Source organism: Paraburkholderia kururiensis JCM 10599 = LMG 19447, from assembly GCF_003986935.1.
GTDB classification, from domain to species: domain Bacteria; phylum Pseudomonadota; class Gammaproteobacteria; order Burkholderiales; family Burkholderiaceae; genus Paraburkholderia; species Paraburkholderia kururiensis.
This window is the reverse complement of sequence record NZ_RJZE01000007.1, coordinates 105,455-120,085: the sequence shown is the minus strand read 5'-3', so window position 1 is coordinate 120,085 and position 14,631 is coordinate 105,455. Positions and strand designations below refer to the sequence as shown.

At 65.6% G+C, this 14,631-nt stretch carries 13 protein-coding genes; 1 reads left to right on the top strand and 12 read right to left on the bottom strand.

Annotated features, from left to right (window positions below; genetic code table 11):
* Positions 1-44: 44 nt before the first annotated feature.
* The 7 genes from PKKP23_RS10335 to rfbB all read right to left on the bottom strand — a co-directional run bounded on the left by PKKP23_RS10335 (position 45) and on the right by rfbB (position 7,366).
* A complete protein-coding gene (locus PKKP23_RS10335) occupies positions 45-623 on the bottom strand; it encodes a hypothetical protein (protein WP_126876802.1) in 579 nt (192 codons plus the stop codon).
* Between the two features lie 189 nt (positions 624-812).
* Positions 813-3,074 (bottom strand): polysaccharide biosynthesis tyrosine autokinase, encoded by a 2,262-nt coding sequence (locus PKKP23_RS10330; protein ID WP_161978092.1) that lies wholly within the window; start codon positions 3,072-3,074, stop codon positions 813-815.
* Between the two features lie 13 nt (positions 3,075-3,087).
* The gene (locus tag PKKP23_RS10325; protein ID WP_017772886.1) at positions 3,088-3,552 is read right to left on the bottom strand and encodes an arsenate reductase/protein-tyrosine-phosphatase family protein; all 465 of its coding nucleotides are present in this window, start codon (positions 3,550-3,552) and stop codon (positions 3,088-3,090) included.
* Entirely contained in the window at positions 3,549-4,778 is a 1,230-nt protein-coding gene (locus tag PKKP23_RS10320) for a polysaccharide biosynthesis/export family protein (RefSeq protein WP_126876800.1), read from the bottom strand. The genes PKKP23_RS10325 and PKKP23_RS10320 overlap by 4 nt, the downstream gene beginning before the upstream one ends.
* A 66-nt stretch (positions 4,779-4,844) precedes the next feature.
* On the bottom strand, positions 4,845-5,393 hold the full coding sequence (gene rfbC / locus PKKP23_RS10315) for a dTDP-4-dehydrorhamnose 3,5-epimerase (protein WP_017772884.1): 549 nt from the start codon (positions 5,391-5,393) through the stop codon (positions 4,845-4,847).
* The gene (gene rfbA, locus PKKP23_RS10310) at positions 5,390-6,301 is read right to left on the bottom strand and encodes a glucose-1-phosphate thymidylyltransferase RfbA (RefSeq protein WP_126876799.1); all 912 of its coding nucleotides are present in this window, start codon (positions 6,299-6,301) and stop codon (positions 5,390-5,392) included. Before rfbA ends, rfbC begins: the two co-directional genes overlap by 4 nt.
* 3 nt (positions 6,302-6,304) lie before the next feature.
* Positions 6,305-7,366: a dTDP-glucose 4,6-dehydratase gene (gene rfbB, locus PKKP23_RS10305; RefSeq protein ID WP_126876798.1), complete on the bottom strand. Its 1,062-nt coding sequence runs from the start codon at positions 7,364-7,366 to the stop codon at positions 6,305-6,307.
* 396 nt (positions 7,367-7,762) lie between these two features.
* Here rfbB and PKKP23_RS10300 point away from each other — a divergent pair, with 396 nt between their 5' ends.
* On the top strand, positions 7,763-9,058 hold the full coding sequence (locus tag PKKP23_RS10300) for a DUF1972 domain-containing protein (protein ID WP_240658866.1): 1,296 nt from the start codon (positions 7,763-7,765) through the stop codon (positions 9,056-9,058).
* A 95-nt stretch (positions 9,059-9,153) separates the two neighbouring features.
* Here PKKP23_RS10300 and PKKP23_RS10295 read toward each other — a convergent pair whose 3' ends face one another.
* From PKKP23_RS10295 to PKKP23_RS10275, 5 genes are read right to left on the bottom strand one after another with little or no spacing between them, the layout of a single operon-like run.
* Entirely contained in the window at positions 9,154-10,653 is a 1,500-nt protein-coding gene (locus PKKP23_RS10295) for a lipopolysaccharide biosynthesis protein (RefSeq protein WP_126876796.1), read from the bottom strand.
* Entirely contained in the window at positions 10,650-11,771 is a 1,122-nt protein-coding gene (locus PKKP23_RS10290) for a glycosyltransferase family 4 protein (protein ID WP_161978091.1), read from the bottom strand. Before PKKP23_RS10290 ends, PKKP23_RS10295 begins: the two co-directional genes overlap by 4 nt.
* 16 nt (positions 11,772-11,787) lie before the next feature.
* Positions 11,788-12,951 carry a glycosyltransferase gene (locus PKKP23_RS10285; RefSeq protein ID WP_126876794.1) on the bottom strand — a complete coding sequence of 388 codons (1,164 nt, stop codon included), beginning with the start codon at positions 12,949-12,951 and terminating at the stop codon, positions 11,788-11,790.
* Positions 12,948-13,778 (bottom strand): glycosyltransferase family protein, encoded by an 831-nt coding sequence (locus PKKP23_RS10280; protein ID WP_126876793.1) that lies wholly within the window; start codon positions 13,776-13,778, stop codon positions 12,948-12,950. Before PKKP23_RS10280 ends, PKKP23_RS10285 begins: the two co-directional genes overlap by 4 nt.
* Complete coding sequence (locus PKKP23_RS10275) at positions 13,765-14,481, bottom strand: acyltransferase (RefSeq protein WP_126876792.1); 717 nt, start codon at positions 14,479-14,481, stop codon at positions 13,765-13,767. Before PKKP23_RS10275 ends, PKKP23_RS10280 begins: the two co-directional genes overlap by 14 nt.
* Positions 14,482-14,631 lie beyond the last annotated feature (150 nt).

Sequence of the window (14,631 nt, the reverse complement as noted above, 5' to 3'; positions counted from 1 at the left end):
AGTCGTTCAGATCGGTCTTGTACGCTTGTGCGGCGCACTCCCCGCTATCGACATCCCCCGCCCGCCACGCCGATCCCCGCGAGCGACCCCGAGCACCCGGCCCCCGACACCCCGACCGCCATCCCCGGCATCCCGAGCCTCCCCGCGCCAGGCACCACGCTCATCGACCGACCCAACGCCGCGGCATTCGGCGCGCCAACCTTGAACCCGCTCGCCGTCGGCATCACGCCCGCCGGCACGCCGGCCTCTGCCGCTACCTGCCCGATCCCCAGCGGATCTCCAGAAACGCCCATGCGCATACCGGCACGTGGCGACGGCGTCGGAGCAGTCAACGCGGCCGCCGACGTCGCCGCAGAATAAGGATCGCTACTCGCCTGTAGACGGCGCAGATACGCGTCCGGCGAACTCTGCTCGATCAACGCGATGTACGGATCGCTCGAACGGTGCAGACGGCGCCGGTCGCGCTGCTGGCTCGTTTGCAGCAGCGACGACGTAAGCGGTGAGCGAAACACATCGCCGATCATCTGCGCCTCGGCGGCTGGTGCGCTGAGCAGCGCGGCAGCCGCCGAGGCGCAGACCATCGACAAAAAGCCGCGCCGCCAAAGACACGCCGAGGAATTCATAGTGATCTGCCCCAACAAAAAAGGGCCCACCGCACTGAAGCGCCCGGCCCGTCGACAAGAACTGCATACAAGGCCGCACAAAAACCACGCCACGTGCAGGGCGTCCGGAACCCAACCTGTTGCGTCACGTTCATGCGACGAAGCACACCCACACGTCGCCCACCGAAGCGCATGAACAAGCCCGCGCCCTCAGGCTTGCGCCTGATAGCGATAGCCGTATCCGTACCCGTAGCCATAGCGCGTCGTTTGCACGCCGTTGAATACCTGGCCCGTCACGCGCACGCCGGACTGGCTGAGCCGCGTCATCGTCTCCGCGAGTTGATGGCGGTTCGTCGTTTCCGCGCGAGAGACGACGAAGGTGGCGTCGCACACCTGCGCGAGCGTAATCGCATCGCTCACCGGCAGCACGGGCGGCGAATCGATGACGACGTAGTCGTAGCGCGCGGCGGCTTCCTTGAGCATGGCGGCAAACGCAGGACGTTCCAGCAGTTCGCCCGGGTTCGGCGGCAACGCGCTGCCGGCCGGCAGCATGTCGAGGCCGCGCAGGCCCGTCGCAATGATCGCCCCGTCGAGTGTCGCGTCGCCCGAGAGCACATTGGCGAGCCCCGCATACGCGTGCCCCAGCGTGAAGTAACGGCGTGCGCCGGCGCGCCGCAGGTCCGCATCGACGATCAGTACGCGCAGCCCCTTGAGCGCCAGCACATACGCGAAGTTGAGCGCCACGAACGTTTTGCCCACGCCTTCGGTCGGGCCGGTGAAGAGGATCGAGCCACCCGCCTTGCCCACCATCGAAAAGCGGAGCGCCGCGCGCAGCGAACGCAGCGCCTCCACGCTCGGGTCCGATGGGCTCTGGCTCGCCAGCAGCGCGGTCTCCTGACGTGGACCGTCCGACGCGCCACGACGCAGCTTCGCCACTTGCTGCTCGGTCGCACTAACCGGCACGACCGCAAAGATGGGTGCCTGGCCGACACGCTCGACGTCGAGCGGACTGCGCAATGCATCGTGCAGCGCGGCCATGGCCTGCGTGACGACGAACGCGAGGAACAGGCCGCCCAGCACGCCGCCCGCGAGCACGAGCGGCACGCGCGGCCACGCTGCGGAATCAGGCCGCACAGCGAAATCGATCACCGACACGTTGCCGGTCGTACCGGCCTCCGCCACTTCGAGTTGCTGGGCGTTGGCCACGAGCGCGGTGTAGAGCTGCGTATCCACGGCGACGTTGCGCGCAAGGCGCAGATAGTCCTGCTGCGTGGAAGGCAGCGCCTGCACCTGTTTCTCCACGTCGTGCAGCGCGCTTTGGAGCGCCGAGTCCTGCGCCTCCAGCGTCTGCACCGCCGGATGGCCCGGGCGGAACTGCTCGCGCGTGGCCTGCAGGTTCAGGTCGATGAGCGTCTTCTGCTTGGTCAGGTCCACCGCGCGCGTGAGCAAGGCCTCGGTCTGCTGCTCGATGTCGATGGTCTTGGTGCGAATGCGGAAGGCGTTGAGCCGGTCTTCGGACTGCGCCAGTTCCTCTCGAAATGCGGGCAGCTTGCGATTCAGGAACTCGAGACTCAACCGCGACTGCTCCGCGCGATGCTTGATGTTGAGCGCCACATAAGCGTGCGCAACTTCGTTGGCGAATGCCGCGGCAAGTGCAGGATCGCTGTTCTTCACCGAGAGCTGGATCATCGAAGAGCCCTTGGTGGTCTCTTGCACCGTCATGCGTTTGCGCATGGCGTCGATCGTGTCCTGCAACGACGCTTCCACCAGCTTGAACGACGTGCCCGGCCGCCCGCGCATCTCGCGAATCTCGATCACGCCGGGCGCGGGACCGAAGTCGGTCTGCACCGTGAACTTCACGCGCTCGTGCAGCCCGCCGTTTGCCACCGTTACGCCGTCCGGGTCTTCGAGTGTCCAGCGGTTGCCGGGCTGTACGCGCACGCGGAATTTCTCGCCGTAGAGCACGCGCGGTGCATCGAATGCGGCCACGGCAAGGCGTTCGCCGCCCCACGCGAAACCCGTGAGTCCCAGCGGCGCCTCGGCGAGCCCGTTCGGCGGCGTCTTGTAGCGGCCATACAGGCGCCCCAGCAGCGGCACGCGGTTCGCCACGAAGATGGTGGTGCGCGCCTGAGTGGCGTCAACCGCGGGCTCCAGCACCGCGCGCGAAGAGAGGATGTCGAGTTCGCCGTCGATCGGCTTGTTAAGGCTCAGCGCACTCGCCACGTCGGAGAGCGCGCCGAGCGCGGAGCCCTGTTGCTCATCGACCTGAATCAGGGCGTCTGCCTTGTAGACCGGCGCGGCGACGATCAGATAGGCCAGCGCGAGCGCAACGACGCCCGCAGCCACGCCGCAGAACAAACGCCGATGGCTCTGCACGTTGTGCCAGAGCGTCAACAGGCTGACGTCGTCGTCGGTTTGACCGGGGGCCGCGCCGTTCACCAGCATGTTGGGCAGTGTCGGTTCTGACTTCATGTCCATGGTCGGATCAAAGGGAAGGTTGCTGGGTGAGCACGGGTAGCCAACTCCTCGCACACAGTTCGATGAGGTTCAGCGCCGACTCGAAGCGCGCCAGGTCGCCGCCCACCGGGTCGTCGATCTCGCGGTCCATCCAGTGTCCGAGCGTCCACACGTTGAGCGCCGCGAGCGGAAACCGGCGAATGATCTCCAGCCGCTGGCCGCTTTCCATCGTGAGCACCAGGTCCGCCCAGTCGAGCATCGGCTTCACGAGCCGCATCGCGTTGGTGTCGCCGCGCCGGCCGTATCCGCGTGCGTCGAGCACCTCGCATGCGAGCGGATGCATCGGCACGCCGCTCAGCGCGGCGAGTCCGGCCGACTCGACCTCCGCTTCCATCACGTCGTCCAGCACGTGACGAAACACGCTTTCGGCCATCGGGCTTCGGCACACGTTCGCGTGGCAGACGACCAGCAGCTTCAACGGACGCCGCGTCATTTGAAGGCCTGGGCGCCGAGGTAGAGCGAACTCGCGAACGGCAACACCTGCGCGACGACGCGGTAAAAACGCGTCACGTGCGCGGCGTCGACAAACACCACGTCGCGCGGTTGCAGCTCGAAGCGGTCGCCCAGCACGAGCATGCCCGGCGAACTCGCGTCGAGATGGAACACGTCCACGGTGCGGTCTGCCCCTTGCCGGAACACGTAAACCTGCGAGGCGTTCGCCGACGTGCCGTTGAGACCGCCCGCGTCGGAAAGTGCTTCGGATAACGAAAATGGCCCGACCGGCATGATCTGCGAGACAGGCTTGTTGACCTCGCCCAGCACGAACACCTTCTTGAGCCGGCGCTCGGGCACGTTGATCACGTCGCCGTCCTGCAGCACCACGTTCTGCGAAACGTCGCCGCCGTAGAAAAAGGCGTACAGGTCAAGCGGATAGACCTTGCCGCCGCGATTGAGCGTGGCGCCGGAGAGATCGGCGCCCTCGCCGTAGCCGCCCGCGCCCGAGATCGCATCCGAAACGGTCTCCGGCGTATCCGTGAGCGAGATGGTTCCCGGCGCGCGCACGGCGCCCGACACGTAAATTTTCTGGCTGCGATAGGACGCAATCGAAACGTCGACCTGCGGCTTCGCAACCGACTTGTCGAGCCGCGTGAACAGATTGCGGCGGATCGCCTCGATGGTTTCGCCCGCCACCTTCACCTGACCGATGTACGGGTAGTAGATCGTGCCGTCGGCCTGCACGACACGGCCATTCGGATCGAGATTGCCGCCCGTCGTCGCGGCCGGCAAGGCGGTGCTCTGCGTTGCACCTACCGACACGATCGAGTTGTTCACCGACGAGAAGCCCGGATTGTTGAGTTCCGGATGATCCCAGACGATCACACGCAGCACGTCGCCGCTGCGCACGCGGTACACAGAAGACGCGACGCGCGGCAGTGCAGCGTCTTGGGGCGGCTGCGCTGCCGCCTGCGCAGCCAGTTGCGCGATGAGTCTGCCGTCGAGCGCATGCAGCCGGAACGTGATGCCGTTCTGCACGATCTCGGCGGGCTCCGCCTGCCCGTTGGCCTGCACCGTCGTGTCCTCGCGCGGCGCCACGCCCATGTAGGGCCCCGGTGCCAACGCACAGCCACCCAGCGCGGCCGTTGCCAACCACGCCCACGCCGTCTTCAATGCAACATGCGGACGGCCGCTGGAAATCCGGTTCGAAACACGACGCACCATGCTTTGCTCAATCAATTGGATGTCCTTCCATTCGCGGTCTGACGCGTGCGGACCTGCCGCCGCCGATCAATAGACTTCTGCGTTTGCGAGCGTTGCGCCCGCCGCGTCCTTCGCGGCCACCAGCGGCTCGCCATCGAGGCCCCAGTCGATGCCGAGCGCCGGGTCGTTCCACAGCAGCGTGCGTTCGTGCTCGGGGTACCAGAAGTCCGTGGTCTTGTAGAGAAACTCCGCGCGCTCGGAAAGCACCGCGAAGCCGTGGGCGAATCCGGGCGGAATCCACAGTTGCAGGCGGTTTTCGGCAGAAAGCCGCGCGCCTGTCCATTGTCCGAAGGTGGGCGACGTGCGACGCAGATCGACTGCCACGTCGAACACTTCGCCCGCTACGACGCGCACGAGCTTGCCCTGCGGACGCACCACCTGGTAGTGCAGACCACGCAGCACGTTGCGCGACGAAACCGAGTGGTTGTCCTGAACGAAGTGCAGTCCAGCTGCCACCTTGTCCTCGAATTCGCGCAGATTGAAGCTCTCGAAGAAGAGCCCGCGCGCGTCACCGAATGCAGCAGGCTCCAGCAGCTTCACCTCGGGAATGGCCGTCGGCCGCACGGTGATGGTCATGAGGCAACAGCGCCCAGCAGCGAACTGAGGTAATGGCCGTAAGCGGTCTTGCGCAACGGTTCGGCGAGGCGATTCAGTTGCTCCGCGTCGATCCAGCCCTGCCGGAACGCGATTTCCTCGGGGCTCGACACGAGCAACGCCTGGCGCTGCTGCACCGTGGCAATGAACATGCCCGCGTCGATCAGCGATTGATGCGTGCCCGTGTCGAACCACGCAAAGCCGCGGCTCAACGTCTCGAGCCGCAGGTCGCCGCGCGCGAGGTAACAGCGGTTGACGTCGGTGATCTCCAGTTCGCCGCGCGCCGACGGTTCGATGCTTGCTGCGATATCGCACACGTCGCGGTCGTAGAAGTAAAGCCCCGTGACCGCGTAGTTCGAGCGCGGTTTGGCAGGCTTTTCCTCGATCGAGAGCACGCGGCCGGCCGCATCGAATTCCACCACGCCATAACGCTGTGGGTCGTGAACGTGGTACCCGAACACGGTGGCGCCGGCATCGCGCCTGTCGGCGGCGCGCAGATGCGTGCCTAGATCGGCGCCGTAGAAAATGTTGTCGCCGAGTATCAGCGCAGAGGGCCGGTTGTCGATGAAGTCGCGCCCAATCACGAACGCCTGCGCGAGCCCGTCCGGCGACGGCTGCACCGCATAACGGATGCTCACGCCCCACTGATGCCCGTCGCCGAGCATCGCGGAAAAGCGCGGCGTGTCGGCGGGCGTGGAGATCAGCAGAATGTCGTTGATGCCCGCCATCATGAGCGTGGAGAGCGAGTAATAGATCATCGGCTTGTCGTACACGGGCAGCATCTGTTTCGAGATGACCTGCGTGATCGGATAGAGCCGGGTGCCGGAGCCGCCCGCGAGGACGATGCCCTTACGTGTCGAGATATGCGTCGAGATACGTGTCGAGATCATGGCTTATGCCTGCACCAATGAATTGGAAAAGTACGCGCGCCGGTATTCGCCCGAAAGCACCGCCTCGACCCACGCTTCGTTGTCCACGTACCACTGCACCGTGCGCGCGAGTCCGCTCGCGAAGGTCTGCTGCGGCCGCCAGCCGAGTTCGCGTGCGAGCTTCGTCGCATCCACCGCGTAGCGGCGGTCGTGGCCCTTGCGGTCGGTGACATAGGCGATCTGCTCGCGATAGCTGCCCGCCGCACGCGGTTTCGCCGCGTCCAGCAGCGCGCAGATGCGGTGCACGACATCGACGTTCGTCTGCTCGTTGCAGCCTCCTACGTTGTACGTCTGCCCCGGCGTGCCGCGCGCGAGCACGGTGCGGATCGCGTCGCAATGGTCGCCCACATAGAGCCAGTCGCGCACGTTGAGGCCATCGCCGTACACCGGCAACGGTTCGCCGCGCAAGGCACGCTGGATCATCAGCGGAATGAGCTTCTCGGGAAACTGGTACGGCCCGTAGTTGTTCGAACAATTCGTCGTGAGAGTCGGCATGCCGTAGGTGTGGTGCCAGGCGCGCACCAGATGGTCGGAGCCGGCCTTCGACGCCGCGTAGGGACTGTTCGGCGCATACGGCGTGGTTTCGCTGAACGCGGGATCGTGCGGGCCGAGCGAACCGTAGACCTCGTCGGTCGAGACGTGCAGGAACCGGAAGGCTTCACGCTGCGCGCCGGAAAGGCCATCCCAATACGCGCGCGCTGCTTCGAGCAGCGTCGCGGTGCCCACCACGTTCGTCGAAACGAAGTCGCCCGGCTGGTGGATGGAGCGGTCCACGTGGCTTTCGGCCGCGAAATGCAGCACCGCACGCGGACGATGCGTTTGCATCAGCGCGTCGAGCGCCGCGCGGTCGGTAATATCGGCGTGCACGAAGACGTGGCGCGGATCGTCGCTCACTTGCCGCAGCGTTTCGTAATTGCCCGCATACGTCAGCTTGTCGACGTTGACAACAGGCTCGTCGTGACGCGCCAGCCAGTCGATGACGAAGTTGGCTCCGATAAAGCCGGCGCCACCGGTCACAAGGATCATGTCGTGCCCTCGGGTGTGTGGGATTGCCGCACTGGCGTGTTACCCAGTGTCTTTGCTGTCAGGCTGCACACGAATGCCCCGATCCGCGATGCCGCACTGCACGAAAAACATAGGCCAGAGGATCGCTATGTTAGGGTTCCCGATTGATCGGATTCGGCCATATGGTTGGCGCGTTCCGACATCATCCGGCAACACGCCGCTCTTCACGCAGGCCCGCGAGCGGCCCTTCAATCAAGGCTTCGCGCAACACACGGCTGCCGCAAGAGGTATCCACCCAGTTTGTCCGAATCGATGAAGACGGTGGCCGAATCTGCCATTTCTGTTCGCATACGCTTTTGCACGAGGCAACTCATTCACCGCAGCATCGCCACATGCATAACGACGGGGTTCGACGACATGGCAGTCAGACAGCTTTTCATTCTCGGCACGCGCGGCATTCCCGCGCGCCACGGCGGCTTCGAGACGTTCGCGGAACGCCTTGCGCTCTACCTGACACAACGCGGCTGGGAGGTCACGGTCTATTGCCAGAGCGATGCGGCTGAAGGCGCGATCAACGAAGACATCAGCGAAGACACGTGGCAAGGCGTGCGCCGCATCATCGTGCCGGTGACGCGCGCCGGTGCCGTCGGCACCATGGAGTTCGACTGGAAATCCATTCGCGACGTGGCGGCCCGCGACCCCGGCCTCGTGCTCACGCTCGGCTACAACACGGCCGTGTTCTGCACGTACCTGCGATGGCGAGGCATCACGAACATCATCAACATGGACGGCCTCGAATGGCGGCGCGAAAAGTGGAAGCTGCACGAACGCCTGTGGCTGTGGCTCAACGAGCGCGTGGGATGCTGGGCCGGCAACCATCTGATCGCCGACCACCCCGCCATCGCCGCGCATCTGGCCACGCGCGTGAAGCGCCGCAAGATCACGACCATCCCCTACGGTGCGGACCCCATCGAGAGCATGAGCGCGGTACCGCTGAGAGCGTTCGACCTCGAAGACGTTCGCTACGGACTCGTCATCGCGCGGCCCGAACCGGAGAACTCGGTGCTGGAGATCGTCACCGCGTTTTCGCGCAGACCGCGCGGCGCACGCCTCGTCGTGCTGGGCAAGTACGATGCGACACATCCGTATCAGCGTGCGGTACTCGACGCCGCCAGCGACGAAGTCATGTTCCCCGGCGCCATCTATGACCAGCACGTCGTACGCGCGCTGCGCTACCACGCCAACTTCTATCTGCACGGTCATCGTGTGGGCGGCACCAATCCTTCGCTCGTGGAGGCGCTGGGCGCAGGCTGCGCGGTCATTGCACACGACAACGTCTTCAATCGCTGGGTAGCCGGCCCGGACGCACGCTTCTTCGCCACGGAAGCCGATTGCGACATGCACATCTCCGCGCTGATCGGCGACCCGGCCACGGCGAGCGCCATGGGCCTTGCGAGTGCGCAGCGCTTTCGCAGCGCGTTTCGCTGGGACAGCGTGCTCGCGCAGTACGAGGCGCTACTGGACCGTCATGCTCGACCCGACCGGCAGCACGTCGCGGTCGTGCCGCGTGTCTCGCCGGTTACGGCTGCTGCTGCGGTTGCGGTTGCGGCACAACCGGCCGCAGCGCTCGACGCCCGCGTACGCGCGGAACGTTCGAAAGCGGATCGTGCTGTGGCGTTGAACGCCGAGCACGCGAGCACGCAAGTCGAGTGAGCTGGGCTTCGCGGCGGGCGCTCTCTACGCGTACCGCCGCGAACATCGCCGCAAGACACGCGGCAGTGCTCAAGCCGAACAAACCGTGAACCGTATTACCGGCTCTTGAGCGCGCTGCCATGGAATCTGCGGCGCGCCCTGCTCGCAGTCCAGACAGCCGCTACCGCAAAAGCAAACAGCGCAGCAAAGATCCCACTCGCCGCGACCAATGCCCAGAACTTGCCGGCATCGCGCCACAACCATGCCAGTTGGTGCGTGGCCCAAGCCGCAAGCACCGCCACGCTCGCGAGTGCGGCCAGCAAGTCGAAGCGGATGCGGCACGGCACGATGCTGCGCCCGACGAACCCGCTCACCGCGCAATACGAAGCGCCCGCTGCGAGTGCCGCGCACCCCGCGCCAATGCCGCCGAAGCGCGGCGTCAGCACGAGACTCAGCACGCCGTTCAACAGCAATGCGAGCGCCGCAACCGTGCACATCACCGCCTTGCGTTCCTTGAATTCGAGCGGCTTGTGAAAGAACGGCCCGAGCGAAAAGCAGAACGACGAAGCGACCAGCAACGGCAGAAGCGTAGCCGCCGCGCCGAATTTGTCGCCGAGAAAAAGGCGCGTGGCCGGCACGGCCACAGCATCGACGAGCGCAACGAGAACCGCGCCCGCGCACAACAGCCACGTGAGCAGGTCGCCCAGTTGGCGCGCTGCCGCCTGCTCGTTCCTGGCGTTCCACGCGCCCATCAACTGCGGCCAGGCGGCGGCAAGAATCGGCGCCATCACGAGATTCACCGAGCCCACCACGAGCGTCGACGCCGCACCGTACAGGCCCGCCATTTCCGGCCCGGCGAGTGCGCGAACGAGCAGCCGGTCGCAATACATGGCGAGGTTCATGAAGATGAACCACAGCGTCATCGCGCCGCCGTAGACGCGCAGCTTGTGAAAGACCATGCGCGTGCGGCGCGAAAGCAGCTTGTCACGCACGTCGCGGGCGAAGAGGCCCGCCCGCAACGCACCGAACGCGGCGCCCAGGCACTGCGCGGCGGCCACGGCAAGCAGCAGCGCGCCGACGTCGTTCGGCGCAATCCCACACACGAGCAGCGAAAAAGCGATCTTCAACGCACTCGCGCCCGCCTGCTGGATTGCGTAGGGCCACGCGCGCTGCTCCGATTGCAATGCGGTGCCGACAAGCGTGAAGAGCGTTTGCGCGGCGATCGCGATGACGCAGAGGGGCCACAGCGCGCCGTCCGGAACATCGAGCCACTGCGCTACGCGCGCGAGCACGTACAGCGCGGCAAGCCCCAGGAAAATCGCGCCGCCGCCGCGCAGCACGGCCGCCTTTGCATAGCTGGCCGCGCGCCGGCTCGCGCCTGCGAGGTAGCGTCCCGTGGCCTGCTGCAGCCACTGTCCCGCCACGGAACTCGCGAGCACGATCACCGTGATTGCAACCGTGTAGCCCCCATACAGCGTGGGTTCAAGACGGCGCGTCAGCAGGGAGAGCAGCACGATGTTGAGCCCCGCGTTGCTGCCTATTCCGAGCGCGTAGGGCACGTACGTCGACCACGTCTTGCACAACCGCCCCGCGCCCCCCTGCCCGCCCACCCTCATGACGCAACCGCCGGCGAACGTTGCGAGAGTGCATCGACGAGTCGTTCCACCGAGGCCTGCAGCGTGAACTGTTGGGCAAGGCGCACCGAACGGTCGGCGTAGGCCGTGCGCCGCGCGTCGTCGCCCAGCAGCGCAACGAGCGCATCGGCGAGCGGTTGTGCCGACTTCGGCGGCACGACGATACCGTTCTGCCCGTCTATCACGAAGTCGCGTGTGCCGCCGTTGTCCGCGGTGACCACGGCGCATCCGCACGCCATGGCCTCCAGCGCCGGCAGCCCCCAGCCTTCGCTCCAGCTGGGGCACAGATAGATGGACGACGCGTTGTAGACGGTCTCGCGCAGCACCTGCCTCGCGGGGTCCTGGACATACGCGATCCACGCGGGCAGGAAGTCCGGCCGTGCGGCTGTGCCGAAGAGCACCGCTTGCAGATCGGGAAACGACGCCTTCGCCAGTTCGAGTGCGGCCACGCCTTCTGCCGCACCCTTCCACGCGTGCGGCGAATACAGCATGCTCACCGTGCGGGCACGCTGAGCGGGCGCAGACGTGAGGAAGAACTCCGCGTGATCGACGGGATTGGGCACCTGCCAGGCGGTATCGCCAGATAGCTCGTGCACAAGGTCTTTCAGCCATCCCGAGATCACGATCTTCTTCATGCGCGATTGCAGCGTGCGATTGACGCGCGCCTCAGGGCCGGCCCACGTTTCGTGATGCTGAATGAAATAGAACTTCTCTCCGCTACGTGCCGGCAGACGCTCCACGTATTCGGCGGTACGCCATAGCGTCGCCACGATCACGTCCGCGTGCGGTACGTAACGCGGATACAGCGCGGGCACGACGCTAATCTTCACGCGGGGATGCATCTTCATCCACGGCACGCAGGCGCGGTGTCCCTGCCCGGCCATGGCCTCGCCCACGCCCATCAGCTTCGCGCAGTCAGCCGCGAGCGAACGCAGCCGTGCGGCCGGCGTGTGCCGGAAGCGCCACAGAAACAGCGTGCGCGGATGCAGAACCTCGATCTCGTGTCCGGCTTCGGCGAGCGCATTGGCGTATTGATAGACGATCTTGCCGCCGCCTGTGGGGCGTGGCATGAGACGCGGCAGAACGAAGGTGATTTTCATGACCAGCGCCGGTTCGTCAGCGAGATTCGCGCTGAAGCGCGACGGCGTCGTGCGGAATGGATGCATCTGCTGCCGTGGCGTGGGGCGCCTGTACTGTCTGCGCAATGGCGCGCATATAGGTCTCCACCGTGAATCCGTTCACGTAGCACGCTCGGGCCGCATTCGCGAGCCGCACGTAGTCGTCGTCGGGAAGTGCCAGTGCATGCTTGAGCACGCGCAGCAAGTCCTGCGCGTTGTTCGGCTCGAACAGAAAGCCGGTTACGCCGTGCGTCACGATCTCCGTGAGGCCGCCTGTGGCCGCTGCAATCACGGGGCGGCCGCTCGCGAAGCTTTCTATCGCCACACGCCCGAACGGCTCCGGCAACACCGACGGCACCAGCGCGTAATCGGCCCATGCGTAGTGCTCCGCAGGGTCATTCGTGAAGCCATGTATCTCGACACTCTGCGCGCACGCGTGCGCGGTGTCGCGCAACTGCCCAAGCACCGCCTCGTATCCGGGAAACACGTCGCCGATGATGCGCAGTTCGAGCGGCAAAGCACGGCCCAACGTGCGCAGCGCATCCAGCACGAATTGCTGCCCCTTCCACGGATTGATGCGTCCGATGATGGCAAGCCGCAGCGGCCGCGCACCACGCACCGGCGCAGGGGCAATGTCGCCCGCCACTTCGACGCCGTTGTGGATCACCGTGCCCGGCATACGAAACGCCGCTGCCGTCGCGTTCGAGTTGTAGATCAACGCAGCGTGCGAGAAACGCAACAACGCTCTGAACACGCGCAGCGCCACACGCGAAGGTATTTCGCGCACATGCACGTAGCACCCGGCGCGCCGCCCACGCAGGGCCGCAATCGCAGCGACGCACACCACGGTGTTCACATAGCAAACGTCGTAGCGTTCGAACAGGCGGCAATAGCGTCGCCACGCGCGTGCCATGTTCGCCAGCGTACCCAGCGGTCGCGCCTTGAGCTTCTTCTTGCGCAACACACCGTTCTCGTCGTACTGAATCCGGCTCGCATATCGCGCGACGTGATCGACGATTGGCCCGGGTTCGGGCAGCACGACGTCGATGGAGGCATCGGGGTGCTGCTCGCGCAGTGCACGCAGTGCGGAAAGAAAGCTGCGGTCGGAACCGTACAGCTCTGCGCCCTGGTGCACCATGACGATGGCTAGCGGCGTCTTCAACGAAACACCTCCGCAACGACCTGGAAGAATCGGCCGCGCGCATGGGTGCCAGCCGACACGCGCCACGCCTTCCACACCACGTAGCAGCGAATCGCGAGCTTCTCCATCAGATTGCGGTCGAAGACGTGAACCCACGATTGCCAGAGCCAGATCTGACGCTGCAACGCTGCGTCGGGATTCGTCGTGCTGCGCAATGCGGAGTCGTGCTCGAGATGCGCGCCGGTGAGCCACGCTCGCGAGCCGAGGCGCGCAATGTCGCGGCAAAAGCGCGTATCCACGCCGTAGAGCCGCAGCCGCTCGTCGAATGGTCGCGGCCCGAGGCGCGTAAGCAACGCGCGGCTGATGCACATGCCGCTCATCATCGCGGTGAAGTTCGCCGGCAAAAGCGCGCGGTCGCGTACCCGCGCGAGCGCAGACCCCTTGATCCACTTGAGGCAACCCGGGCTGATCGTCGTATCGCCGTGCCGGATGCGCGGAGTGAAGACTTCGGCGTTGCACGTGTCGATGCTCGCCGTCAGCTCGCGAAAGAACGCGGCATCGACGCTCGAATCCTGATCGAAGATGACGACGTACGGGCGATTCGACTGCCGGACCAGCATGTTGTAGATCTTCGCGAGTGACTCGTTTTCCGGCGACGACCAATAGCGCCACGGAAAAGGCAGGAAGCCCGGATCGGGCGGCGCCGGTTGCTCGCGCGCGTTGTCCCAGATATGGACTTCGATGTCGATGCCCAGCTTCGTGAAGTCGATCCGGCTGAGTGTGGCGAGTGTTTCGGATGTCTCAGGATCGCGCCGATACAGTACGACGATGAGATCAAGCGCATGCATGGGCTTCTGCTCCCTGCCTGCTGCCGACCACGCGCGCGGGAATGCCTGCCACGATCGAGTAGGGCGGCACGTCGCGCGTCACCACCGCGCCCGCGGCAACCACGCAGCCCTGGCCGATCGTGACGCCGCCCAGCACGGTCACGCGTGCGCCGAACCAGCAGTCCTCGCCGATGGCGATCGGCTTGCGCGTCGTGCCCTGGTCGCGAATGGGCCGCGTCAGGTCCGCGAAATTGTGGTTTTCCGGGTGGGCGCTGAAGTATTGCCCGATGATCGTGTTGCGACCGATGGTGACGCCGCCCGAGCCGCCCACACTCGAAAACTCGCCGATGCCGCAGCCTTCGCCAATCACGATGTGAGCGCCGGGCCGCTGCAGATCGGTGCCCACCACGAGCCGCGTATAAGCGCCGATATTCGCGCGTGCACCGATGCGCAATCCGTCGCGCCCCAGTCCGCTCAGAATGGCGCCGTCGCCAATGACCGCGTACCGTCCGATCTCGACCTTGCGTGCGAATCGCAATCTGACGCGTCGACCGACGAAGCACGGTACAGGCCGGCGCGAACGCAACGAAAGCGCCGTGCCGCGCATCAGATTCGCGCACTGCTCCGCGAGAAAGAGAAGTACGTCCAGCGTGCCCAGATCGGGCGCGAGCGCCTTGCCTGGACGAATGCGCCGCAACGCCTGATTGACCAACGCACTCAACATGCCGGTACCCGCAATGGCTCGCCGCTGCCGAGCCGTTCAATGAATACGCAGGTTCAAGGCGACAACGAACACGGTCTGTGTGCCCGCCATTGCGCAGCTTCCTGCATCGATTGCGGCACATCATAAGCACGCGCTTCACTAGCCATATAG